Annotated in this window: 20 protein-coding genes, 1 pseudogene and 2 riboswitches; of the genes and pseudogenes, 5 read left to right on the top strand and 16 right to left on the bottom strand. The window is 46.3% G+C overall.

The genetic code is table 11. The features are described from left to right. Window positions 1-63 precede the first annotated feature (63 nt). Both JNUCC31_RS13950 and JNUCC31_RS13955 read right to left on the bottom strand, forming a co-directional pair. The gene (locus tag JNUCC31_RS13950; protein WP_192271991.1) at window positions 64-3,198 is read right to left on the bottom strand and encodes a hybrid sensor histidine kinase/response regulator; all 3,135 of its coding nucleotides are present in this window, start codon (window positions 3,196-3,198) and stop codon (window positions 64-66) included. A 3-nt stretch (window positions 3,199-3,201) separates the two neighbouring features. Then, window positions 3,202-4,359, bottom strand: a complete 1,158-nt coding sequence (locus tag JNUCC31_RS13955; protein ID WP_192271993.1) for a response regulator — start codon at window positions 4,357-4,359, stop codon at window positions 3,202-3,204. Between the two features lie 171 nt (window positions 4,360-4,530). Here JNUCC31_RS13955 and JNUCC31_RS13960 point away from each other — a divergent pair, with 171 nt between their 5' ends. Further along, window positions 4,531-5,028, top strand: a complete 498-nt coding sequence (locus JNUCC31_RS13960) for a DinB family protein (RefSeq protein ID WP_192271995.1) — start codon at window positions 4,531-4,533, stop codon at window positions 5,026-5,028. A gap of 154 nt (window positions 5,029-5,182) precedes the next feature. Further along, window positions 5,183-5,713, top strand: a pseudogene (locus JNUCC31_RS13965) (NAD-dependent epimerase/dehydratase family protein); the annotation flags it as partial. An 83-nt stretch (window positions 5,714-5,796) separates the two neighbouring features. Here the strand turns inward: JNUCC31_RS13965 and JNUCC31_RS13970 are convergent. The 4 genes from JNUCC31_RS13970 to JNUCC31_RS13985 all read right to left on the bottom strand — a co-directional run bounded on the left by JNUCC31_RS13970 (window position 5,797) and on the right by JNUCC31_RS13985 (window position 8,909). Further along, complete coding sequence (locus JNUCC31_RS13970; RefSeq protein ID WP_323374380.1) at window positions 5,797-6,117, bottom strand: winged helix-turn-helix transcriptional regulator; 321 nt, start codon at window positions 6,115-6,117, stop codon at window positions 5,797-5,799. Between the two features lie 199 nt (window positions 6,118-6,316). Next, window positions 6,317-6,835 carry a hypothetical protein gene (locus JNUCC31_RS13975; protein ID WP_192271997.1) on the bottom strand — a complete coding sequence of 173 codons (519 nt, stop codon included), beginning with the start codon at window positions 6,833-6,835 and terminating at the stop codon, window positions 6,317-6,319. Between the two features lie 13 nt (window positions 6,836-6,848). Beyond that, window positions 6,849-8,189: a cysteine peptidase family C39 domain-containing protein gene (locus tag JNUCC31_RS13980; protein ID WP_192271999.1), complete on the bottom strand. Its 1,341-nt coding sequence runs from the start codon at window positions 8,187-8,189 to the stop codon at window positions 6,849-6,851. Window positions 8,190-8,555: 366 nt separating this feature from the next. After that, on the bottom strand, window positions 8,556-8,909 hold the full coding sequence (locus JNUCC31_RS13985) for a DoxX family protein (protein WP_192272001.1): 354 nt from the start codon (window positions 8,907-8,909) through the stop codon (window positions 8,556-8,558). A gap of 142 nt (window positions 8,910-9,051) precedes the next feature. Between JNUCC31_RS13985 and JNUCC31_RS13990 the strand changes: the two genes are divergently transcribed. After that, entirely contained in the window at window positions 9,052-9,411 is a 360-nt protein-coding gene (locus tag JNUCC31_RS13990) for a winged helix-turn-helix transcriptional regulator (protein WP_192272003.1), read from the top strand. A gap of 159 nt (window positions 9,412-9,570) precedes the next feature. Here JNUCC31_RS13990 and JNUCC31_RS13995 read toward each other — a convergent pair whose 3' ends face one another. The 7 genes from JNUCC31_RS13995 to JNUCC31_RS14025 form a co-directional block, all read right to left on the bottom strand. Beyond that, the gene (locus JNUCC31_RS13995; RefSeq protein ID WP_192272006.1) at window positions 9,571-10,536 is read right to left on the bottom strand and encodes an SMI1/KNR4 family protein; all 966 of its coding nucleotides are present in this window, start codon (window positions 10,534-10,536) and stop codon (window positions 9,571-9,573) included. Between the two features lie 175 nt (window positions 10,537-10,711). Next, complete coding sequence (locus tag JNUCC31_RS14000) at window positions 10,712-10,930, bottom strand: S-layer homology domain-containing protein (RefSeq protein ID WP_192272007.1); 219 nt, start codon at window positions 10,928-10,930, stop codon at window positions 10,712-10,714. A gap of 28 nt (window positions 10,931-10,958) precedes the next feature. Then, a complete protein-coding gene (locus JNUCC31_RS14005; protein WP_192272008.1) occupies window positions 10,959-11,849 on the bottom strand; it encodes an AraC family transcriptional regulator in 891 nt (296 codons plus the stop codon). A 410-nt stretch (window positions 11,850-12,259) separates the two neighbouring features. Continuing rightward, window positions 12,260-13,339 carry an RNA-guided endonuclease InsQ/TnpB family protein gene (locus tag JNUCC31_RS14010; RefSeq protein WP_192272009.1) on the bottom strand — a complete coding sequence of 360 codons (1,080 nt, stop codon included), beginning with the start codon at window positions 13,337-13,339 and terminating at the stop codon, window positions 12,260-12,262. Between the two features lie 5 nt (window positions 13,340-13,344). Beyond that, window positions 13,345-13,713 carry an IS200/IS605 family transposase gene (tnpA, locus tag JNUCC31_RS14015; RefSeq protein ID WP_192273005.1) on the bottom strand — a complete coding sequence of 123 codons (369 nt, stop codon included), beginning with the start codon at window positions 13,711-13,713 and terminating at the stop codon, window positions 13,345-13,347. A gap of 84 nt (window positions 13,714-13,797) precedes the next feature. Further along, window positions 13,798-14,022 carry a hypothetical protein gene (locus JNUCC31_RS34110; protein WP_192272010.1) on the bottom strand — a complete coding sequence of 75 codons (225 nt, stop codon included), beginning with the start codon at window positions 14,020-14,022 and terminating at the stop codon, window positions 13,798-13,800. 5 nt (window positions 14,023-14,027) lie between these two features. Then, window positions 14,028-14,441 (bottom strand): VOC family protein, encoded by a 414-nt coding sequence (locus JNUCC31_RS14025; RefSeq protein ID WP_192273006.1) that lies wholly within the window; start codon window positions 14,439-14,441, stop codon window positions 14,028-14,030. A gap of 174 nt (window positions 14,442-14,615) precedes the next feature. Between JNUCC31_RS14025 and JNUCC31_RS14030 the strand changes: the two genes are divergently transcribed. Next, window positions 14,616-15,353: a glycosyltransferase family 2 protein gene (locus tag JNUCC31_RS14030; RefSeq protein WP_192272011.1), complete on the top strand. Its 738-nt coding sequence runs from the start codon at window positions 14,616-14,618 to the stop codon at window positions 15,351-15,353. Further along, the gene (locus JNUCC31_RS14035; protein WP_192272012.1) at window positions 15,353-16,072 is read left to right on the top strand and encodes a glycosyltransferase family 2 protein; all 720 of its coding nucleotides are present in this window, start codon (window positions 15,353-15,355) and stop codon (window positions 16,070-16,072) included. Before JNUCC31_RS14030 ends, JNUCC31_RS14035 begins: the two co-directional genes overlap by 1 nt. A 249-nt stretch (window positions 16,073-16,321) precedes the next feature. On the opposite strand, the gene JNUCC31_RS14040 is transcribed toward JNUCC31_RS14035, so the two are convergent. The 3 genes from JNUCC31_RS14040 to JNUCC31_RS14050 form a co-directional block, all read right to left on the bottom strand. Continuing rightward, window positions 16,322-20,020 (bottom strand): LPXTG cell wall anchor domain-containing protein, encoded by a 3,699-nt coding sequence (locus JNUCC31_RS14040; RefSeq protein WP_228469657.1) that lies wholly within the window; start codon window positions 20,018-20,020, stop codon window positions 16,322-16,324. A gap of 313 nt (window positions 20,021-20,333) precedes the next feature. Further along, window positions 20,334-21,098: a transglutaminase-like domain-containing protein gene (locus JNUCC31_RS14045; protein WP_228469658.1), complete on the bottom strand. Its 765-nt coding sequence runs from the start codon at window positions 21,096-21,098 to the stop codon at window positions 20,334-20,336. Between the two features lie 49 nt (window positions 21,099-21,147). Then, a riboswitch (cyclic di-GMP riboswitch) is annotated at window positions 21,148-21,235 on the bottom strand. Window positions 21,236-21,294: 59 nt separating this feature from the next. Then, window positions 21,295-21,382: riboswitch (cyclic di-GMP riboswitch) on the bottom strand. A 373-nt stretch (window positions 21,383-21,755) separates the two neighbouring features. After that, entirely contained in the window at window positions 21,756-24,353 is a 2,598-nt protein-coding gene (locus tag JNUCC31_RS14050) for an S-layer homology domain-containing protein (protein WP_416234436.1), read from the bottom strand. Between the last annotated feature and the right edge of the window lie 24 nt (window positions 24,354-24,377).

A 24,377-nucleotide genomic window follows, 5' to 3' on the forward strand; every position in this document is an offset into this window, starting at 1 on the left:
TTAGGGAATCGACGCGCAAGCAAAACAAAAAGGCCGGAAGTCTTCACTTCTGCGGCCATTTCCTTATATCTCATCCGGAATATCAAATGACACCATTGTTCCCTCACCTGGCTCACTTACAATAGATAACCCCTGACCATACCGTTGCAGCAATCTGCGGTTCGTATTCACAATGCCTATTCCGCCTTTTCCACCTGGCGTAGCATGTAGCAGCTCTGCAACCTTCTCCGGTTCGATGCCTTTGCCATTATCTTTCACCTCAATACGGGTATAACCCTCATGGCGAGAGATGGACAGGCATACCGTCCCGCCCACATTTCGGCTTAACAGCCCATGTCTTACGGCGTTTTCAATCAAAGGCTGAATCGATAGCGGCGGGAGAAGCAACGAAAGATCCGGCTCTACGTTCAATACCACAGACAAGCGATCTTCAAATCGCGTTTTCTCAATAAAAAGATAGGCTTCCACGAGTTCCAGCTCGTGTGATAATTTCACCAGTTCCCCTGTATTGAGATAGTTGAAGCTGATCCGTAAATAGGATGAAAAGGCTTCACCGAGCTTCCGCATATGCTCTGTATCAATATCACTTAAGACCATAAGCGAATTCAGCGTATTGAACAGGAAGTGGGGCTGAATCTGAGCCTGCAAATAGGCGGCCTCCATGCGCAGGCGCTCTTGGATGGACTGATTTAACATGGTCAATGCACGTATCCGATATTTCAGCTCCAACGCATCTACAGGCTTCGTGACATAATCATTTGCCCCCGATGCAAAACCGGTATATATATCCGGTGGCTGGCTTCGTGCAGTCAACAATAACACCGGAAGCTCCGACATGGAGAATTGTTCCCGCACCTTCTGGGTTAATTCATAGCCGGACATATTAGGCATCATCACATCTGTAATGAGCAAATCCCACTGGCGTGTGCCCAGCAATTCCATCGCTTCCTGGCCTGAACGGGCCGTAGTTATCGTGTAGGGTTCGGTCGAAAGAATACTGACCAGCACATCCAGATTCACCGGATCATCATCCACAGCCAGAATGGTGGCTCTCCCCTCTTTTAACAACGGGGCCATCTCCGCTGTCGCCGAAGATTCTACGTCGCCCATACCGGGGCGAGGTAGCAGAAATCCACCAGGAGCATCTTCCATTATCTCCATCGCCTGTTCCCAGATCAGGGGGAGCTGCGACTGAGCCTGACGGGTTTCATGCGCAAGCGGCAGGTCGAAGCTGAATACCGAGCCCTTTCCGATTTCCGAGTGAACCGTTAGTGCCCCGCCGTGCAGTTCTACGAGCTGTTTGCAGATATTCAGTCCAAGCCCGATGCCTTGTCCATCACTTATTCCATACGACCCTTGTTCATATGGAAGGAATATCCTCATCCTAGTATCCTCATCCATGCCAATGCCCGTATCCGTCACATGGATCAAGGCATGTCCTTCACGAATTTCGGCGCTTACGGAGATCGTCCCTTCCTCCGTATGTTTGAGCGCGTTATGCAGCAGATTATACAAAATCTGCACAAGTCTTTCTTCATCAGCCAGGACCAGAGGGAATGATTCTGGAATCTCCATATGAAGGCGGACCGGTTTCCGTTCTGCCATGAATTGCAGCATAGCGATAATACCAGGTACCACTGACTGTATTGAAAGGGGGACCTGACGCAGCACAATTCGATGCTCCTTCAGCCGGACTACATCCAGCAGGTCCCCAAGCAGATGGGACATTCGTCGACCGATCGTGATGAGCAGTTCCATATCCTCCTGGCTCCGTTCATCCAACCTGCTCTTCTCTCGGGTGACCACGTTGTGAGCGATGTTAATGATTCCGTGCAGCGGAGTTCGCAGTTCATGGGATGTATTAGCCAGGAATTGATCTTTAATTTTGTCACTCTTCTGCAATTCTGTATTCAGTCTCATATTCTCTCGGACATTCCTGAAGTACTTCTTGAACCAGTAGGCTGAGAAGCCGGTAATCGCAAAAATGATATCGATTGGATAGTACACTGTCGTCACATCTCTGACAGTCTCGGCCACACTCCATAACAGGTTGGATGTAATGCCTCCTGCGGTAAGCAGCAGAAACACAATGTCCCGATCCCCCTGTTTCCTGAAGATCATTGTTCCGACGATGTATAGATACCAGATTAATGATAGAAGAAAGAATACGTTAATGACGTTGTAATGGATCATGGCAAAGGTAATATGAATGGGCACCACCACAATCATGGCGGTATAGATTAAAGTAATAACAACATGCAACTGAAGCCATGCCTTTCGTACATGAACCACCGTTAATCTCTGGAATAACAGAAGGATACATATATTTTGCAACAACAATGAGATTAATCGAATTTTAATGCCCCAGGTATAATTAATCGGAAGCCATAACATCAAAATATTATCATGACCCATCATAACTGCTGTGCCCACAGATAAAGTTAATATGGCCGCAACCAGCAAGGCGCGTTCCTGCGGATTAAATGCGTAGAGAATACAGGCATATATGCCGTGAAGGACCAAAATCAGAAAGGTAACCATCTGAAATCCAATGGAGTACCACCGCGAAAAATCAACGGCTGCCTGTGAGCCGAAGCGAACAGGTTTACTAATTCCGCCCATATATGGGCTATCGTAATTGGCTACGCGGATCAATAATTCAATAGATGTTGTTCCTTCCCGATCATAAGTCGCTGTATATGAAGTACTTCTGGGCATATACGTACTGCTATCCGCGGATACCTCACCCATACCGCCATCGGCGACTCCATTCATCTCAATCTCGGATGAACTTCGAATTCCTTTGAACCAGAAGGTAACAGGCGTCTGAAGCGGATCTGTCAAAATACGCAATCGATATGTTCCGTAACCGTACGAACTCTCTTGTTCCTGATTCTGTGCAGTCCCCCAGTCTCCTGGGACCTGAACACTCTTTGCACCGCCATCCCTCTTTGCAATCTCTTTCTGGGTTAGCAACTTATCCAAGTAGAGTTCCCATTCCCCATTCAAATACATGATCGGAGAGTTTTCCAGATCCACGCCCCTTAAGTCAAGCACTCCATTAACGGCGCGATGCTCATTTGCCGTATGGAAAAACGCCGACCATGCCGAGCGCATGCCTATCAATACGCCAACAATGATTAGCATGACGATCATATATCTGTAACGGTTCATAGGTTTCGTTTGAAGTGATTTCATCAATTACGTTTTCATGACTTTAGTTAAACCGAACTTCCAGTCCTGATACCATGCGCTAATATTTTCACTGATTGGTATCTCCAAATCATGCTCCATTCTGGTGGTTAAGAGACGATACTGCTCCTCCACACCGAGATCGTTGTTCATTTCATTATATAGTTTCATTAAAACGAAATAACTTTCCTCTTCATCTGGAAGCATCTGCTGGATACGCCGTGTACACTCAATTACTTTCTCACCCAGTCCCTGTTGCTGGTAATACAGACTAAGTTGTCGCATATGGTACAACCACATGTATCTTAATCTTTCCCGTTCAGGTTCAGCCCACATGTATTGGTAATTCCCAAGATACGTGCCCTTGTATAGATGAAGCGCTTGCTCATAGGCATGAATGGTACTGGCGTTCACAACTTTCCATTGCCTGATTTCCTGCTCCCACTGCTCACTATCCAACTGAGCTTCACCCAATTCAAGTCTATATCCCGCTTCCAAGTGTCCACTGTGAATGGTGACCATATCCATATTGCATGCTTTCAGGGTTTGACGGACATGATACATTGCGGTATAGAGTTGATGTACCGTCTTTTCCTCTTCTAATTCAGGCCACAGCATCTCCAGCAACACACTGCGATGAATCGTCTGATTCCGGTGATGGAGTAAATATGCAAACAGCTCCTGCGCCTTGCTTGTGCGCCATTTGGCAACCTGGATATCCTTGCCTGGAAGCTTAAACTGTATCTGATTAAAACAGCAAATTAAAGGTACGTTTGTATCCTTTGACTGCAGCTCGCGTTTTACGCTTAGTTTCTCCCGGACTCGGCTCACTGTCTGCTTCAATCGATCCTTCTGGATGGGCTTCATCAGATAGTCCAAAGCCTGTAACTCGAAGGCATGCACTGCATATTGGTCGTAACTGGTCACAAATATAATTTCGGTGCCCGGTGTTGCTGCCTGAATCTGCCTTCCCAGATCCATACCATCCATCTCTGGCATATGAATATCCAGAAATACAACATCAGGGCGGTGCCTCACAATACCTGCCATGGCCTCTGTCGGGTTCATATATGTAGCGATAATTTTGATGCCGCTTACTTCTTTTTCTAGTGATTTTTGAAGGCCTATCAACGCTAGACGTTCGTCGTCAACCAATATCACTTTCACCGGAGCTTCCTCCTCGACCCTAGAGTCTTGAGATTTATTTCCCTATTATACCATGTAAGTTTAAGTATTTTGGTTTGCGATTACCATATTTTAATTTTTCGCAATTTAATTGTATAATTCTTATATAGAGACGGGTTGATCGACCTGATCCAGAGGAAAGGAAGATTCCACATGTCAGATGCTAATCAAAGCTTTGGACAAGCCCTTGTCAAATCATTGGTGGGAGAACGCGGACATATCCGCATCGCCCGTGCATTACCCGATATTGATGTTACACTTGCCGCACATACACATGAGGCCATGCCTTACACCATCTATCAGTTGGTGAAGCACATGCATTATTGGCAGCAGTTCATGCTTGAACACTTGGAGGGACGCAAGCCGCAACTCCCCGGGAACGTAAGTGAGAGCTGGCCTGAAGAGACAGGTCCTCAGGATGAAGCCACATGGCAGACGGATATCCAGGCATTCCTGGATGGGGTTGACCAAGCGGTAACCATTGCCGAAACTGCCCAATTGGATGATCCGTTACCTTATTTCCCGGGCGAAACCAAAGCTGGACTCCTGCGCAACATCGCGTCTCATAACTCATACCATTTGGGTGAGATTGTTCTGCTTCGTCGCTTCTACGGCGTGTGGCCACCACTGGGAGGCGGATTCCCGGGCTAACCGCATTAATCAGTATGCCAATGGCAATGGCCCATAAACATGCTCCGTGCTCATATATTACTTTCAAGTGCGTATATCACTTCGAAGTGCGTACTTTTCATCTTTCTTTTTCTAACTCACAATAATGAGCAGAGGAAGAAGAGGAGCATGCCTAATGAAAACCGATCCATCTGTTACAACCCACACCGCGCTTGTCGTTGGAGCTGGCGGCGTCATTGGAAGAAACCTGATCGATTATCTGATGACACTTCCGGAATGGAATGTCATTGGTGTATCACGGCGTGGGGGAGAAGATGCCCCAAGGCTGCATTATATATCGGTAGATTTGCTGAACGAAGCGGATACTCAGGCCAAACTGGGCCATTTAACGACGGTCACTCATATTTTCTACGCTGCTTATCAGGATCGCTCGACCTGGGCCGAATTGGTACAGCCCAACCTGGCGATGCTCGTCAACGTCGTGAACGCCATCGAACCGATTGCCCCCAACCTTCAACATATCAGTCTGATGCAAGGGTATAAGGTATACGGCGCACATCTGGGCCCATTCAAAACGCCTGCACGGGAGACGGATGCACACCATATGCCGCCCGAATTCAACGTTGATCAGCAGCAGTTCCTTGAAGAACGGCAACCCGGAAGCGGATGGACCTGGTCGGCCCTGCGCCCGTTTGTTGTGTGTGGAACGCAAGGTCATTCCATAATGGATGCTGATACGATCAATAAGCCGGTTCCTGAACTTCAGGAATCGGCTTTTCTTTTTGTACATCAACGGTCTGAAACCGGCAGCTTGAACAGGATCTTGCCTCTGTCGCCATATACTTTTTCCACATGCATATCTCCCCATCTGCACATCAGATGAAGAATCTCTTTCAGACTCCATCCATAATCCGTCAACTCATATTCAACTTTTGGCGGAACTTGGTGATAGGAAATACGGGCAACGATGTCGGCTTCCATTAATTCACCCAGCTGCTGAGTCAGTACTTTCTGCGTAATGGCGGGCATCAACCGCATCAGTTCACCGTTACGTTTCTTGCCAAACGTAAGATGGAATAGAATAACAGGCTTCCACTTGCCCCCGATCACTTCCAGAAGAGCCTCGACTGCGGTGTTATATACTTTGGTTCCTGCATGACACCTTCCGTTTCCATGCTCATCCCCCTTAAGGTTTTCAATGCCTCAAAAAATATCCTTTTTACATCATAACTAAAATTCTGCCTGTATTGGTAGTACCCTAGAACAAAATAAATAGCCTGAACCCTTGTTTAAGAGGCTCAGGCAACCTTCATTTTTTGATTTCACTCTTTTGATCTGGATAAAGTTTTCCTTCCGGATCACCCTTAGTCTGAACGTACCAGTGAGTATATACGGGTTCACCCTTATCCGTTTCGACTTTCTCTGGCTTACAGATGAACTGGTAGACAGCTGCATCCTCTCCGCGAACCGTTAAAGTAATCGCGAGCTCTGGGTCGCCCCAACTCGGATATTCTTTGCGGTACTGACCATCAACCACCTCACTTTGAAAGGATGAACTCGTCATGAATTCTTTGGTCTTGGTAAAAAGAAGCTGCACCTCTTCTTCATTAGGTTCCTCTTTGAGCGTGTAAGTAACTTCGACCCTAGGAGTGGAGTAACGAATGTCCGTCTTTTGAATATCAGGAAAGTTCTGCTTGATATCCTGTCGGAAAGCTTTAACCCCTTCCGAAGACACTTTGGTGTAGGAAGTGCATGCCGTCATGAAGAGAACCAGAGCCAGAATGGTCACCATCCGGAACGCGCTTGAGTATGGCTTAGTGCTGAACATCCGATCACCTGCTTTATTTGAAATACATGAATCCTCCGCCCAATGAGCGGTAGCTCGTTATGGCATCGAAATGAGTTCGATAATTGATACTTCTGCGTTGTCCCCAGGTCGACACGGCTATCCATCTGCTATCCGTAGTATCACGATAATACTTGGTAATGGTCATCCAATGCCATTCATAATCGTAATCAGAGAATTTGGACAGATTCAGGGTCGCCACTGGCGAGTTGAGTTTAAGTCCAGCTTTGATATAGGCAGCCGTGTTATCAAGCGTAAACGCTGAATTATCGGTTACTCTGTTTAAGTTCACCTTTTTATCCTTCGCATAACTTTCTACCGCTGAAGCAAAGCCACTCACCGAAATTTTACCCAAAATTCCCGGACTTACGTAATCATACATCGTATCCATATGTGCAAGAAAGTCCTGCTTGGATGTTGTGTTCCCGCTGTACAAGGCACCGTAAGTAGAGGGGTTTGTAATCTTGGCTAAGTAGTTGGTGATATTGGCAGCAGCAACCGGACCGCAACCACGATCTTTATGCGTATTTTGGGAGTACCAGTTCTGGTTCCCCCCATAGCTGTAACCTGAACCATCCTGTACGGGAACAAACATGGATTGATTGGCTTCAACTGTGAGACTCACATCTTCTTTCGCAACAGCAGCGGCGGCTCTGAAACCAACATAACCATCCAGAATTTGATCCATGTATTCCTGATTTTCTTCTGATCGGATGGTTTCATATGTTTGCTGAAATTCATCCATATTTTCTTCAACAGATTCAGTCACATCCCGCAAGGATTGAAGGCCCTCATTCATTTCAAAATATTGTTGTCGGCCTCCATCCGTAACCTGTAGCATATAAGTCATTGGCGGTACAAATATAATTCTTCTTTCCTCAGAGGCAGCCATAATGGACGGATTGGACAACGATTGATGAAGCCGCTGTACTGCTGAATCGTCTATAAAGATATCGTATGCATCATACCCATCCCGTAAAGCTCCTACAGAAATATAACCGATCTCTCGTTCTCTCTCCAGTAGAGGAACTGCGTAAGCAATAATCTGATCACTCAAATCATAGAGCGGAATCAGATTGGTTGAAGCTGTAATGGTGCGATCTTTGGTCTGAATATCATCTGCCAGATAACCCTGTATATGCTTTTTGGCGATTTGTAAAACTTCCGGGTAAGACAGCATTTGGCTTTCGGAGATATCTTTTAGTCTACCATCTTCTTGTACAAGCAAGCTGTCATCAAACGGAACGTTTCCTGCATCAGCAGAAGTTGTGGGTACAGATGAAAAAATAAGCAGGAAAATGAGTACAGAAAGAAGCACCGGCATTTTAGCTCGCATAAAAAAAGCCTCCATTCTAATTTTAACCGCTTTCATCAATATACTATTTAATCCCAATTGATACAAGTATATGTAACTCAATGCACCGAAGAGAATACGGTTGGAATCATGCTGTATTTGATAGCTGCCCGCAAAACCGATGGTGTACACGAATCCAGATAAAAAAATGACGACCGCCCCTGGAACCATTCCGGAGATCGATCGCCCTTACTTCCCGTTTCAAAAATATCCATTAAACGTTTCCGTTTTTATCCATGCCACCTGAATCAATGGTAGTGAATTTCAATTGTTAACTGTCGGGATACTCTCGTAGTATACATACACTCTTACGTCGCAGCAGTTGTGGTTACTCCGCTCTCTTGGAACTCACATGCGACCTATGACTACCAACACAGCTAACGCCAAGAAAACGATGTTCACGCCAATTTCTTTATATTCCTTACGCCAAATATGGAATATGGCACCGAGCAAAACAATTACGGCAAGGCCGATGGCAGCAATTGGCGTCAGTCCAGGTGCGATATTCGCCGCTTGAGGTACAATTATACCAAGTACCCCGAGTAACTCCACAACCCCAATAAAAAACACCAACCCTTTTGAAACTTCGTTCACCCAGGGCCATGATTTCTTTGCCTTTTCATACTGGAACGCCTTCATCCATCCTGAAAAAATAAATCCAACTCCCAATATGCCTTGTACAATCCATAACGCAATATTCATGATTCTTTAGCTCCCCTTCTTGTACATGTTCAGTGCCTAGGCATATAATATTTTATGGGGTAACTATTTGGAAGTAGGCACTTCAAATAAACATAGTATACAAAAAGAAACCTTAGATGAATAAAGGATTGGAGGATTCCCCGTGACTACATATTGCAAATTTGAAACGGCATTAGATATCCTTGTTGGAAAATGGAAACCTGTTATCCTGCTTCGTCTTTTCGCAAATGGCACAATGAGATTTAGCGAACTTCAAAAGGCAATTCCGGATATCACCAAAAAAATGCTAACTCAACAATTAAGGGAATTAGAGTACCACGATATCATCCATCGCGAGGTCTATCAGCAAATCCCTCCCAAAGTCGAATATTCCATTACGCCATACGGTCAACGAATGACCCCATTATTGCAGGCCATGAATGATTGGGGCGTGGGCCACATCACTCATTTGAACGAACTTTATGGGGAAGAATCAACGCGGGAGCTGACTGAACGCAGCTAAACAGAACATACGATGATTTCGGCAATGCCGTGCTTCTTCTACCGCATAGAACGGGAAGTAATCACTGAAATAGCTGCAAAAAAAGCTGCATCCTTTGTTACGGATGCAGCTTCTTCAAACCATTTGAATACGTGAAGCTATGACCTTCTTTACAGTGAATTACAGTGAACCCTCAAGGTTAGCTGGCTGATTATCCTCATTTACCAAACCTTGAATAAAGGTCGCAACATCAGGCGCAAGCCAAGTGATCTTGTAACCCTCTGCTTTATTCACATGAACAACCTCGGGCTCACCGGCATTGCCGGATTCACGATAATCCAGCATCACCACCTCCGAATCGGAGGGGCACTCACATAGAACGACACCGATTTCCGGATACCCTCCCTGCTCGATCATTACCCGACTGCCCGCTGATCCACACAGTGAATGTGCCTTCTCCCGTCCAACACCCAGGATATTCGAAATTTCAATATGGATCTTCCCATCATTCTCTGCCTGGCTAACCGGAAAATAACGATAGTGGGGAACACCACCATTATGTAGTTTCATCATGTTCGTATAGAATGTCGGGAGCTTGAACACCAGTTGCTCCTCCACTGCTTCAATTTGCTCATCGGTAGGCGGGGACAATACATATTGATCGATGTATGCTGGACTGTCATTCCAAAAGCCCGTCGATTCCGGATGGATACCAGGTACAGGCTCAATGGTGATTTCAGTAACAGAGTGGACTGTATCCACGGGCTCCTCTACAGATTCCTCTGTGAGCTCCTCTGTTGTTTTATTCCGAATCCATTCCAGGAACTCCTGTGTATCCTCATCTCCCGGCTCCAATCGGTCCGATGTTTCGAAAGCTACACGCGCATTCTCATACTGCTCCAAATAATAATACGCCAGACCAATGCGGTAATGCCAAAGCGGGTCATTCTCCCCCTCTTCAGCAACCGACAAGAACTGTTCCACCGCCTCCTGGTAACGCTCCATATTACTCAGCGCTCTGCCCAGATGGTTGACCAGAACATAATCCCGCTCTTCCTCCGGAATCTGTGTAATCGCATCCACAATCTCTTCATATTCATCCTGTTCATGCCAAGCCTCTAGCCGTTCCAAGAGTTCATCATCCATTGATCTTGCCTCCCCTGCTTCGTTGTAGTGATTATATCATTTAGGTGCTGCCCACTCCAAAAAATGGCGATCGATATCAAGCATCAGTAGTCTAAAACCGCCAAAAAACAAAATAACCTCTGCCGACTTTAGTATCAGCAAAGGTTGTTTAATTCACTTTTATTTATCAATTAAATTAGTGGTTTTCAGCAATCTTGCGATCAGCGCTGTCACTTCTGCACGCGTCATCGTTAGCTTGCGGGCTGAGTACTTCAGGATCATTGCCCCGAATAATGCCTGCTTCGATCAATTGCGCCACATCCATTTTAGCCCAGTTCGATACGCTTGCTCCATCTTTATATTGGGACAAGGCGGAAGTGTCCTGTCCATACCCCCGATCTCTATGCCTATGCATGGACGAAATCGCCCAGTGTTTTGTTAACTTAATTGGCGTTGAATGAAAGCCGTTTCCGAATCGGTATCCATATCTCGCTTCTGTACTGCGGCAAAGTCATATCCTTGTGTTCGTTCCAAAGTATTTCCGGCCCTTCGCTCAGTTCGTAATCCGAGGAGGGAAACCATTCCGCATAGATTCGTCCCCACACCTCCTGAAGCGTACTCGGAAAAGGACCAACAGCGGTAAATACCGCCCATGTCGAGGCCGGCACCTCCAGCTGTACCAGACCCTCAGGCGTCGCTTTTGTCGTAGCTGCACCAATGTAATGATCCAGCTCCCCCTTCTCCTCCATCCGCCCCTCGCTGAAATGGGCTGAAGCACTGATTAACCCGAACGGCTGAACGTTGGATAACCCCTTAATCGTCTCGATCCATTCCGGCGTAAGACTTTGATACATCTCGGCAATATCCGGATTCACCCCTTGAAACACGATTGGCACCCTTTTGCTGATACCTACAATCCGAAAGGTCTCTTTGTCTTCGATACGGTAATTCATTTCGCTTCCTCCTTGAATGGTCAGTTGAAATGTCATCCGTGGGAAGGCTTTGAGCGATGGGCCATGACTCCGTGCTTCAGAGGGCGTAACCCCATGCATGCTTTGAAAAGCCCTGGTGAAGGAATCCGGCGAAGCATACCCGTATTTTAGGGCAACATCTATGACTTTGTTGTCATTCCGGCTTAACTCCAGTGCCGCCAGCGTCAAGCGCCGACGTCGAATATATTCCGACAACGTAATTCCGCTTAAAAAAGAAAACATGCGCGTAAAATGGTACTCGGAGCAGCAGGCGATCTGTGCAACTTCTTTCATATCCACGTTGTCCGTCAGATTCTCCTCAATATAACCCAAGGCTTTGTTCAATCCCGCCAGTGTATCCACGTCATCCCCTCCCCCGTTAATTTCAAGGATAGCAAAACCGCTCTCTTCACATCCGACATTGCCTGCACCATTCTGCAGGCAGCTCATCTCTTGCAAAAATTACGCTTGTTCATGCAGAAGGTTGGGGTTGATTTACTTCAACATGCAGAAGTCTGGTCTTCGTTACCATTCCCGCACTCTCCAATGTTCGTTTAGATGGGTCGTTATAGTACCAGCATCCAGCTATAGGGGATATGCCAAGTTCACTGCACCATTTACGCAATTTTGACACTCCCACCCCTAAAGGGGCAAGATCACTAAAGTGATTGAGATTCTTAGCTAAGCTTAACGTCCTCATTTCATTTCTGCTTTGGACAGATGCTAAGATTAGGGTATGCCATTACCCCTCCTAAGACAGTGCATATAGCACCTTAGGCTGATTGACTGTTACCGCCAATCACAGTTGCGTAGCGAATATTCATCGCCCCAACGATATCACGATGTTTCTTGAATCCACATGGGCACTTATATCTTCTATCTTGCGCCTTGTTCTTTTTTGAACATTCTGGACAGGTTTGACTTGAATATGCAGGGTTCACATATTCCACTTTGATCCCTGCCATATTTGCTTTGTATTCAATGAAGTGTGCCAAACGGTAGAATGACCATGTGTGTAGATTCTTTTCGTTTTTACGACTTGTTCTTGTCGTCTGCCTAATATTCGTTAGTTGCTCTAAGCGAATGACAGAAGTCTTATTTTCGACTGCGAAATTAACGATTTCACGACTGACTTTGTGGTCTTTGTCTTTCATCCATCGTTGTTCTTTATCATCTAACTTGCGAATAGCGTTCACTTTCTTTTGTTTTCCTAGCTTTTGACGAACACTACGAAACTTCCGTTTCTTGTATTTGTTTTCTCGCCCATTCCCAAAGAAGCGAGCGTGATCATTATCTGTGATGGCTACGGCAGGGACTTTCAGACCTAAATCAACGCCCAAAATCCGCATACCCGTTTTTTCAGTTGTTGGCATGGTGACAGCAATTTGGGCTACCCACTTACCTGAGCTTTTCGTAACACGGAGCGTACCAAGTTTATGCTTCAAAAGGTCAACGTTTCGATGGTCTTTGTCGATGAACAATGCACGAATTTTTAAACGCTTAGATTTTCCCTCTACCATGAATGGAATGGAAATGTGCGTGAAGTCAAGAGAATAGTTTTGGTTATTCCATACGCAAATCGGTTTCTTTAGGATCGGTATGATTGCGTATTTACTTTTCTTAACTTTGGTATAGAATACACTATTCGCATCTTTAATCGCTTGATTTTTTACTGCACTTGGTAGATTAGCAGGAATGTCTTTTGTTGTCTTCTTCAACCTTTTCTTTTCTTCTACCATCTCGGCCACGAGTGTATTCACAACTCGGATATATTCATGACTACTTTGTTGCAATAGTTGGATCTGCTCTTTAGTCGGCAGCAGCTTTACCTTAACCGTTATGGTCTGAGACATATACTTCACCCCCTTGTCTTTTGTTGTTCAACATAACGCTTGATGGTCTCACTTGATACATTTCCAGCGGTAGAAACAAAATAGGAACGTGTCCACAAACTGGGCAAATGCAGAAGGTGTGGAAACTCTTCTCGTAGTTTTTTTGATGTGACTCCTTTTATTTTTGCCATGATATCAGCAGGGCTTAATGTTGGAAGTGCATTGAGAAACATATGTGTATGGTCTTTGTCGCACTCCATGGCAACAATCACAATTTTAAGCTCTGCACATACCTCATGCACCAGTTCCTTGAAGCGCTGTTCTACCTCTAATTTGAGAAATATCTTTCTCCTGTATCGTGGGCAGAACACAAAATGATAGTTTAATAGATAAATTGAAACAAGCTAAAAATTTAAGAACGCAGACATTTCGGATACTTGAAGCATCACAATAGTGATACTCCGTATCCGACCTCACTTTCATCCCACATCTAAAGAATTGGGCTTTCTCGTTCGTGGATTCTGTAAGAAGTTCATTGTTATGTATAGCCATGTAACCCACATCGTTCGAATCGTCCTGAAACAGGAAAAAGTTGATGAAAGGATATGCTCCTCTAGAAAAGAATCGAATGGAGAAGACAATTCCTCAAGATATTCGGAACTAAGATGTTGAATTTCGGTGATCGTACATGGTTTCGTAATCATTCAGTTCACCATTCAAGACAAATCATCAATTTGTTGCCATCAGGATCTTTCACGACAAACCAATGTTCATGCTCGATTTCTGTAACGAGGTTTACACCCAGCTCTTTCATGTAGTCAAACGAGCCCTTCAGATCTTCTGTCATTAACATAAAAGCGGGCGTCTCGATAGACGCAGCACCACCCGGTTGATCGCCTCCCCACTTTGGCATAGTATCCAAAATAATTCCAACCCCATCCATTGGCAGCGGGCACAAGTGACCATTCACGATTTCACAGTCAGCTTCATTCAGCCCCAAAACCTGACAATACCAACTGCGGGACTTCTCAATATTTCGAACAGGGACAAAAACACTTCCCACTTTATTTTTGATCGGGCTGGTTGGTGTGATACCGCTTTGGGCTGGTTGTTTCTTGTTCATCATTTTCCCTCCATTTTTATTCTCTTTCTCTAATTATGCCAGGACTTGCGCTGTCTGTATTGACAAGTTTTTGTGTGTATTCTCCATTTTGTAGATATGCCGTTCCTCTTAATTGCGGTTGACATATTTTATAGAGAGATAGTTTTGATCATACGGATAAGGGGAGCGATTCAAATGGGAGCGAAGCCAAAAAATTCTATCATAAAGCAGGGAGTTTCTATTATTGCCTGCACGAAACGCCAAAGCTATATAAGAAACCTGTTTAATAACTTTAGTCGACAGAACCACGCCAAGAAAGAACTTATCATTATCGTCAACAACGATAACATCCCCCTTACTCCTTATTTAAGCTTAGCCAAAAAACTTCCAAACGTACATGTTTATCGTCTTCCGGAACGTACCTCACTCGGTGCTTGTCTAAATTACGCTATCAAGAAAACAAAATATAACTATATTGCCAAGTTTGATGATGATGATTATTACGCTCCCTATTATTTGACGGAAAGCTTGCAGACCTTTCAAAGAACCAATGCTGATGTCATTGGCAAGCGGGCACATTACATGTATTTGCGCGGATCAAAAACGTTTATCCTTCGTTTTCCACATGATGAACATCGACCTGTAACCCTAATCCCTGGCGCAACTCTTGTCTTTAAACGAGATGTATTAAACAAAGTTCAGTTTCCGAATCGAAGCGTCGGTGAAGATGATCTTTTTTGCATTAGAAGCAAACGAAAGGGGTACAACGTTTATTCTGCTGGAAAAAATAATTTTGTCGCGATACGCAGAAGAAACTCATCCAACCATACATGGGTCATCAGCGATAAAGAACTTATCTCTCAAAGCCGAAAAATACCATCCGTTACGGATTACAAGAAATATGTTCAGAAAAAGCCAAAGGGCGTATTATAATGGCGAACCCGGGCAATTCTCGTGATCTGAAAGGGGTTTCCATCATTGTTTGTACCAAACGGCGACAATGCATGGACAATCTTTTTCATAACTACACCCGGCAGAATTACAGGCATAAAGAGCTTATCGTCATATTAAATAATGATGAACTGAAGTTGAACGAATATATGAAGGCTGCAAAACAATATAAGAACGTAAGGATATATACCTTACCGGGACATGTCTCGCTAGGCCAATGCCTTAATTATGGCGCTTCATTATCTAAATACCATCTTATTGCTAAATTGGATGACGACGATTATTATGCCCCGCGCTATTTAACGGATAGTGTACGAACCCTGATAAAGACCAATGCAGATATCGTGGGAAAACGAGCCCACTATATGTATTTGAGCAGCAAAAAACTCCTTCTGCTCCGTTACCCTACCAAGGTGAATCAATATGTCCCCCTGATTCAAGGAGCCACCCTTCTCGTAAAACGACATGTGGTAAGCAAGGTTGGTTTTCCCGATCAAAATCGGGGAGAGTGCGTAAAATTTTGTTCCGATAGCCTGGCAAAGGGCTATAAGATCTATTCAGGAAGTCCATCCAACTTCCTTGCGATGCGCAGGAGGAATTCTAAAGATCATACGTGGATCGTAAGTGATAAAGACCTTTTAAAAAGAAATGTGAGGGTGCTAAAAGTGGGAAACCCAAGAAAATTTGTATGTGAACGCTAGACTTTTGTAGCTGATAACGTATATTCCATACACTGCGGAATGGGTTATAGTTATGGTTTTCCCTGAAGCATGCATAAAACCAACAGTTGATAAGGTAATCCTCACCAGTCATGAAGTTATGTACCAACCCCCTCTTCGGTTTGCCCATGAATGCTGTTGGTTTTCATATCAAACTCCTCTGTTGTCATCCAAACATGAAGAAGCTCCCCCTGTCCTGTTTACAAGGGGAGCTGATGCTCCAAGGAATGATTATTTCGTGGTAAATCGTTTGCGGCCTAACACACCAAGAACGATGAGTCCGAGACCAACCAAATAGAACGGATAACGGCTTGACTCTCCGGTTTTCGGAAGCGTCGATATCGTAATCCCCGATGCCGGAGTTTGCGAATCCGGCGTCGGTACTGCTGGCTTCTCCGGCTTCTGTGGTTCTGGTTTCTGCGGTTCTGGTTTCTGTGGTTCCGGCTCGCCTACACCGCGCGGAATTTCATCCTCACCGATATCAATGGTAGGTGTCCCCGGATCTTCCGTCGGTGGCGTCTCCGGATAGTCTGTCGGAGGCGTTTGAGGAGTTGTCGGTTCGCCTCTCGGGATGTCTTCATCCGGTACCTCGACGGATGGGGTCCCTGGATCGGACGGAGTAGCGGGCTCTCCCGGCTTGCCATCCGTGGGGTTACCCGGTGTTCCCGGATCTGTCGGGTCAGTCGGGTTGGTTGGGTTTCCAGGATCCGTTGGATCTGTTGGGCCCGTTGGGTCCGTTGGATCTGTTGGGTTCGTTGGGTCCGTTGGGTCCGTTGGGTCCGTTGGGTCCGTTGGGTCCGTTGGGTCCGTTGGGTCCGTTGGGTCCGTTGGGTCCGTTGGGTCCGTTGGGTCCGTTGGGTCCGTTGGGTCCGTTGGGTTGGAAGGCTCGCCAGGTTGAACGGGCTCTTCTTTGCGGTTCGTTACGGTCAATTTTTTCACATTGTCTTGACCCTTGATGCTGGAGTCGATCGTTACGCTCCACGTTGCCTGTTCGATCTTATATCCTTCCGGAGCTGCAAGCTCCTCCAAAATATAGTCGTCATACAACAGTTTCGTAAAAAGGATTTTTCCGTCAGCATCCGTTGTTTTTACGATCGGCGTCCATTTGCCTGCTTTATCGTAAAGCACGAACTTCGCTCCTGCCAGCGGCTTTGTCTTATCATCCTGGTCAACCTTCGTCACTTCCAGGCTGCCCGTTACGCCGCCTCCCGAACCTGAACCGGATGAAGTACGGACAATAACCTCTTCCGTCGTTTCTCTAAGCTCGGTTTTTAGCTGATCTCCTTCGAGCGCCACTTTATTTTGTACTGCTTCTTTATCTCCGGCGGTAATGAACGACTGATATTCCAAAACATAAGCCGTGGAGATATCGCTTGTGAACTTTAATTCAAACGTCTCTTGATCTCCGTCAAGGCTTGCGATGGTTAATGTATAGTCTTTTCCTTTGATCAGTTCATCTGCTTTGAGCGCTTGACCGTTTGCACTGGTCTTGGTTGCATACAGGTGGAACGAATCCTCGATCAAGATCTGATTCACACTTGGATAGTCGATAATCTTCGCGTTGGAAATATGTGATTGCCCTTCGTTGATTCGAATGGACCAATCGATTTTATTTCCGTTCTGGGCACCACTTTTCTTCACATATTCGCCGCCGTGCGGAACCGTCACTCTGGCGTTCCATGTCGCCGCTTTATCGCTGCCATTCCACAGCTCAGCGGTATTATCGATATCCTTGACAATCACCGTGCCTTGCAGCGATGTTTTGAACTCAATCCAGTATGCGGATGAGATCGGGTTGGCAAAACGAATGGACAGCTGGTTTCCGTTCGCTTCGGACGGTTCCGTCACCTCATATAGAGACGCCGGAACTTCGGTGCTCTTCGCAATGCCATTCCGTTCCCCCGTCAGCTTCATCTCGTACACCTTAACCGAGTTTGGCACAAGCTTTTGTCCTTGCTTTAGGACATCCGTTACGCTCGCTTGGGCAAGCGAATCGAGATTGTAGTTCATTTTAATGTTCCACGTGATCTCTTTATGGACCGGATTGTAGCTGCCGTCTTTCCCACCGTTATTTTTCGTATATCCGTCGGAGGAGAAGCTTGCATCCCGCACTATCGGCCCTTTTATCTCGCCGTTTTCGCTCCATGTCATGGAAGCTCTGTTCATGAAATCCAGCTTGCTGTCCTTAAGCCAGCCGATGTTGAACTTCGTTTCATACTCAATCGTATAGGTCGTATTCACGGTCTTGGAAAACTTGATTGCAAAGCCGCTGCGAACATTATCGTACTCGATTTTATAATCGCTCGCAGGAACAGGGTTCCCGTCTGCTTTTACGATCACCGAATCCGGAACGAATTCGAGGCCGTCATGCGGGAATGTATCCGTGATAACTACGTTTTCCATGCTGTACTTGCTGCCGTCCGGCTTTTTATCGCCGTTGAAAGTAATAAGCCATCTTGCCGTTTTGTTGGCAAAATCGACTTTCCAGGTTCCTTTCACCAGAGCACGGCTTCCTTGAGCCGGAACCGTTACTACTTTGGACGAATCCCCCGACACGACTTTGTTCTTCACCTGTTGTCCGTCAGCGATCGTCCGATCAACCGGCTTCGTTTGGTAAACGATTGTATACGGCGAATCAATATCCTTCGCGAATTGAAGTTTGAATCCGTTCGTACCTGTCGGTGTAGTGGTGTATTCATCCGACGAAAGCAATGCCTTGTCATCCGTAGCGTTCCCTTTGTACACCTTCAGCGAATCCGCAACCCATGCATGAATCGCACTGAATTCATCCGTGATGACTGCCTGATCTTTCGAAACCTTCTTCTCGTTGAAATTGTACTTCACCGTCCACGTGATGACTCCGGTATCCTTATCCCGGCTAAACGACTTATCCAAAAATTGGCCGCGGTCCACTGTTACCGTAGCGGTCGATTTGGCATCTTCCATCCCCTCGCCAGACAGTACAGCGGTGTTCTCAAAGCGAGATTGCTCGCCGGCAGGCTTCGTCGAAAAGCGAATCTCGTAGGCTTTGCTAATCGTCTCATCCTGGAACGCAAGCTCCAGTTTGGTGCCGCCATTCGTTTCGACCGTATACTTGCCGGCCTCTACCTTATCGCCAGGGAGCGCCGATCCATCACCATTTACCTGCAGGTGGTAAACTTCCACAGAGTCGGCGATGAGCTCCAAGCCTTCAGGCATCGCATCCGTGATGACCGCATGCTTGATTTTATCCAGGGACTTGTTGACCTGAACCGTCCAATCGATCCGGTCTTTGCCAATCGCTTTCCCCTGCTTATCGATCAGCTTTCCGCCATTCGGCTTCAGATTCACGATGATGGTCTGCACTCCGCTTTTTATCGGAATGGCAATAATGATTTCCGTGCTTCCTTTCAAGACTTCCTTTTTAAATTCCGTACGAATTTCCAGCTTGCCGCTGATGTTGGAGTGGCTCTCCACGTAATCGTTAAAGGTCATCACAACTTTTCCGTCCCGATCGACCGTAAATCGGCCAACTTCGCCTTGACCAGCAACGAGCGGTGCATCAATATCCGTAAAAATTTCAAACTGCTGCGGCAGGTCGAAGGTAAATGTATCCCCGTTCTTGTAGCCGTGTCCGTTCGGAAGCTCCCATTCGTAACTGAGATTGACAGCTGCGCCAATGTCCAGGCTGCTGTCCGGATTATATACCGCATCAATCACGGTCCCGTTCATATCGGTTAACACGGCTTTTGTTAAAATACCCTCTGTATTGGCGACTGGCGCCGGCTGGTTATATACATCATCCGTCACTGATTCCTGCATGTTAACCGCTGAGTTCTGCTCGCTAACCGTTGAGTCCTGCATGCTAGCCGCTGAGTCCTGCTCGCCAGCCGCTGCACTTACCGTCCAAGCGGAAGTGCCAAACAACGTTTGAATCAGTAGCAGTAGCATAACTAAAATTCCACTTACTTTTTTCTTCATATTCTCTCCCTCTGTCTCTCATAACCCTCATTATATCCGGTTCCTATCTTGCTTTTCGTGTCCAAATTGGGCCATCCATCCATAGGATTGCATGCCGATAAAGGGACTTTCTAGTCCATCACCTCCACTACTTCCTATTGGCGCACGATCTCATTGGTGCCTGTATTTTTCTTAAGAACCAAATGGGTTTCTTTCATTGTAAAGTCTGAAACTATACATTTTCTGTACAAACTCAAATAAGCTTTGGACATATCGTCCAAAGCTTAGGTTTATCATGCAATAATTAGAAATATTTAGCTGTGGAATAACGGGAGGCGTCTTTAATCATTTTGAATTCGGCTCCACTACTTTTCCAGCTCGCATCGACAGTGGTGTCAATGGTTACCCATTGCCCATTCAAATAAACTTCATTCCAAGCGTGGTACACATCGACGTATTCCGAATTCCCCATCACAAGCTTTGTCGGAATATCGATACTCCGCAGCATGGAAGCGAATAGGGAGGCGTAATCATAGCACATCCCTTTCTTCCCTGCCATTGTACGATTGATATCGGGAAGGTAGCCCGACAGCTCACTGGATGCAAGAGCTTTATCGTACCGGATTGTTCCAACAATATATTCATAAACAGCCTGTACTTTCTCTTCATCGGACTGGGCAGATCGGGTTAGCTTCTTAGCGAGCTGAGCTGCCTTGTCCCGTTCACTCCAATCGATATTTTGTACAGAGTTCAAAAACACTTTGCTACTGTTCTTCAGTTGAAGCGCAACTACCGTTTCCTGAACGACCTTATATTTGGTGCCGCTGACTTGTTCCAGCACAGTCACCATGTAATCACCGTTGCCCATCTGCAGCGGAAACACTTCCTGCTGCTTGTCCGGTGAAAGCGCATATGTATATTTCTCCTGACCCTTCGCAATCATGATCTTCGTCTTGACGCCGGCTTTCACATCATATCGAATGACGATCACACCACGGTCAAGCTGCTCCAAGCCCAGCCAATCTTCAGATTGTGCAGCTTGTACAACCGGAGTCCAAATCAGTAACATTAAAAGACCTACTATAGCGAGCACTGCATTTCGCATGCTGTAAACTCCCTTCGGTGGCCAGGCTGCCATTGACATTACGTCAAGAAGGCCCTGTAGCTTTGCGTCCTAGTCTTTCGACAAGTTTGCCGTTATCGTATTAGAGTTTCACAGATTTTTATGGATGTTTGTCCAATAAAAACAAAAAAAAGCATTTTCGTTCGGTAACTGGCTGCCATTTGACATTACGTCAAGAAGGCCCTATAGCTTTGCGTCCTTGCCTTTCGACAAGTTTGCCGTTATCGTGAGTAGCTTTTCATGGACACATCATATCAAATATGTGGGTTTACATCAAGAGAAATTTCCGAATATTGTCGAATATCCATCTATACATTCTGCTATTATTCTTTGGATAATTACAATGTACTCTCCATTAGTAGTATAGTCCTATATTGCACCACCCCAATGAGGTCATAACAAGCGAATACTTTTTGAAAAACCATGAGTCCTTCAATTCAGGTACGGAACCCAGAGCTTTCTACATAAGCAAAAGTAAAAGGACGAAGATAGTTCACGTTACATGAACCATTTTCGTCCTTTTGAACCCTGACGGGAGTGCTGTTCACTTCAGCCGAATCTTCCGCTCTCGTTCACAGCAGCACCTTGTCTTGCAGTCCTGTTTTACAACCCTTCGATCAGTGCCTTGATTGAGCTATCGCTCTCCAGTGCGCGGATGATCATCGTCACAGCTTCAGCCCGTGTAGCTTTGCCGCTCGGCGAGAACACGGAAGAGGATCGTCCTTGCACCAGGTTGGCCGATGAAGCCTGCGCAATTGCAGCCGCTGCCCAGTTACTGCTGTCCACATCATTAAAGCTGGCCGGAGCACCATTTGCAAGTGTGTTCAGATCAAGCACACGTGCAATAATCGTCACCATCTCGGCGCGGGAGATCGTCGCATTCGGCTTGAAGCTTCCGTCCGCATAACCGGTAATGACTCCCTTGTCAGCCAGGGCACTAATATATCCGGCCGCCCAGCTTGACCGTGTATCCTTGAAGCTGGCGGAAGCCGAATTCTCGCCAAGGCCAAACGCCCGGGCAATCATCGCGGTAAATTCCGCTCGGGTAACGGATGCGTTAGGTCGGAACGAGCCATTCTCGTAACCATCCACCATGCGCAATTTCATGGCAGTTCCAATGCTTCGGTCGGCCCAGTGGCCAGAAATATCACTGAAAGTCTTTTGCTCATTTTTCGTTGCGGCAATTGCTTCGTTAACTGTCTTCAGCACCGTTTCCTGGCTCACAACACCTGATTTGAACGGATGAACCTGTGCTGTCGGCGGTACTGTTGGTTCAGTTGTAGGAGACGTGGTAACTGTACCCGAATCCGTTCCAGAACCTGTTGATGGTGTGGACGGTGTTGGAATAGTGACTGAACCGCCTCCAGTACCAGGAGTAGATGGCGTTGTCGGCGTAGTCCCTGGATTTGTTATTGTATCCGTAATCACCAAGGCGATTCGGTTGCTCTCATACTTCACCTGGGCATTATATTGGCTTGGCAGGCCATCCACCTGAACAGAAGCAAATTTACCGCTTTGCTGATTGACGCCATGGCTTACAAGCGTAATCTCACCCGGGACAGGTACATAGTTGCTGGCAAAATTAACATGCAATGTTCCAGCAGTACTAACTGTACCTTTAACGTCGAGCACGTCATTTGCGGAAGCTACGTTGAGCTCCAGCATACCGTCAGCGGCCTGCGTGAAGTTGCCCTCGATGTTCCATTTGCCAGTTACGCTCTCCGTAACCGTACCGCCGCTGTTGACTACATCGCCACTCCCGAAAGCAGTAGCTGTATCCCCTTCCAATGTGCCTGCACTAACCTGAGTACCGCCGGAGTACGTATTCGCTCCCCGCAGCTTCAATGTACCGCTGCCTTCCTTCGTGAGCTTGCCTGTACCGGAGATGTTGTTCCGCCAAACGTCTACGGCGTTGAAACCACCCTTGCCAGCATCCATCATGACCGTTACATCACTATTGAATGCACCGTATCCATCTGCCGCAGCGAACAGATTGAGACGTCCCCAGCCTTCTGGATCATCCAATACCGGATAACCGGATTCAATGCCCGTTGTTGCCAGTACGGCACGGCGTTGCTGATCTGTCAGGTAAGGCTGTCTGGTTTCAAGTAGCACTTCTGCGCCTTTAGGTACAGCTGCGGGTTCGGTAGCAGAATTGATCTGCTGGAATCCGTAAGTTAAACGTTGTGTGTATTCGTCTTTATTTTTTTGGTAATCCGTAAAACGATCTTCTGCTGTTCCGTTTTGTTTCAAAAGGATATCATGCGCCTGCTTGTACGCATCTTGTTTCAGCTGCTGATTATCTGGATCATTTAAAGCCGAAGCTGCGAATGCCGTCGCAAGTACCCGACCTCCCATAACATCAAGTGGAGAGTGCATGCCGGCTACAATCCGGTCATCTCCCATTTCGGATGCACGTGTCAGCAGCTCCTGAAAGCGCTCAGGAACGGAGTATGCCAGTGCAATCGCGGCAAGATAAGATGCATTGGTGTGTCCACTTGGGAAGCCACCGTCGCTGGACGGATTGCTACTTTGTACCGCAACCAGTGTAGGAACGATCACAGACTGATCTTTCCAACGGAAAGGTCTCATATATTGGTAGAATTTCTTCGCTTGTTGCGTTGAGGCATAATCCCCCCGCACTTTACCAACCAAATCCACCATTTTACCTAGCTCAGAGTTGGAATCTCCACCCTTATTGGAATCATTCGTATCTGTAAATTTCGTTGTCAACGCTTCTTGTGGAATATACGTAATAGAAGTTACCGTTCCTGATTTCTCACGATATACATCTGTCAAAGCACCCAGGCCCTCTGCAGCTCCATACGTCTGGTTTCTTCGATCCGTATAGTAAGCATCCTCCTCGTCCTTGGCGGTACGCGTTTTGGAACGATCTTCTACATAATCAATATTGTAGTCCAACACCTGTGGATTCAGTTTATTACCGTCATTCCAGGATGAACCTGGTGTCCATAATGTTAGAAACTTGGAAAGAGTACCTATTGCCGGATTGCCATCGATAGTCATGCTTGCTCCCGTGTTATTTTTGTACGTATCTACAAAATACCCCCACGCCGGCTGCGGCGGCAATGGAATGGTCGTCTCATCCGATGCGGCGAGCACGTTGCTTGCGGCAAAGGTATTTGATAAAAGAACAACTCCCATCGCTGCGGCGAACAATCTCTTCTTGTTGCTTTTGATCACTTTCGTTTTCAAATTTGTCGA

This window comes from Paenibacillus sp. JNUCC-31 (assembly GCF_014844075.1).
Classification (GTDB): domain Bacteria; phylum Bacillota; class Bacilli; order Paenibacillales; family Paenibacillaceae; genus Paenibacillus.

Excerpts from the sequence above, each read along its gene's own strand:
- JNUCC31_RS13995 (WP_192272006.1), bottom strand. The coding sequence starts at position 10,536 with ATGGATGATGAACTCTTGGAACGGCTAGAGGCTTGGCATGAACAGGAT.
- JNUCC31_RS13980 (WP_192271999.1), bottom strand. The coding sequence starts at position 8,189 with ATGCGAGCTAAAATGCCGGTGCTTCTTTCTGTACTCATTTTCCTGCTT.
- JNUCC31_RS34110 (WP_192272010.1), bottom strand. The coding sequence starts at position 14,022 with ATGATTACGAAACCATGTACGATCACCGAAATTCAACATCTTAGTTCC.
- JNUCC31_RS14045 (WP_228469658.1), bottom strand. The coding sequence starts at position 21,098 with ATGTTACTGATTTGGACTCCGGTTGTACAAGCTGCACAATCTGAAGAT.
- JNUCC31_RS14025 (WP_192273006.1), bottom strand. The coding sequence starts at position 14,441 with ATGAACAAGAAACAACCAGCCCAAAGCGGTATCACACCAACCAGCCCG.
- JNUCC31_RS14010 (WP_192272009.1), bottom strand. The coding sequence starts at position 13,339 with ATGTCTCAGACCATAACGGTTAAGGTAAAGCTGCTGCCGACTAAAGAG.
- JNUCC31_RS13960 (WP_192271995.1), top strand. The coding sequence starts at position 4,531 with ATGTCAGATGCTAATCAAAGCTTTGGACAAGCCCTTGTCAAATCATTG.
- JNUCC31_RS14000 (WP_192272007.1), bottom strand. The coding sequence starts at position 10,930 with ATGCATAGGCATAGAGATCGGGGGTATGGACAGGACACTTCCGCCTTG.
- JNUCC31_RS13950 (WP_192271991.1), bottom strand. The coding sequence starts at position 3,198 with ATGAAATCACTTCAAACGAAACCTATGAACCGTTACAGATATATGATC.
- JNUCC31_RS14030 (WP_192272011.1), top strand. The coding sequence starts at position 14,616 with ATGGGAGCGAAGCCAAAAAATTCTATCATAAAGCAGGGAGTTTCTATT.
- JNUCC31_RS13985 (WP_192272001.1), bottom strand. The coding sequence starts at position 8,909 with ATGAATATTGCGTTATGGATTGTACAAGGCATATTGGGAGTTGGATTT.
- JNUCC31_RS14040 (WP_228469657.1), bottom strand. The coding sequence starts at position 20,020 with ATGCTACTGCTACTGATTCAAACGTTGTTTGGCACTTCCGCTTGGACG.
- JNUCC31_RS14035 (WP_192272012.1), top strand. The coding sequence starts at position 15,353 with ATGGCGAACCCGGGCAATTCTCGTGATCTGAAAGGGGTTTCCATCATT.
- JNUCC31_RS13975 (WP_192271997.1), bottom strand. The coding sequence starts at position 6,835 with ATGTTCAGCACTAAGCCATACTCAAGCGCGTTCCGGATGGTGACCATT.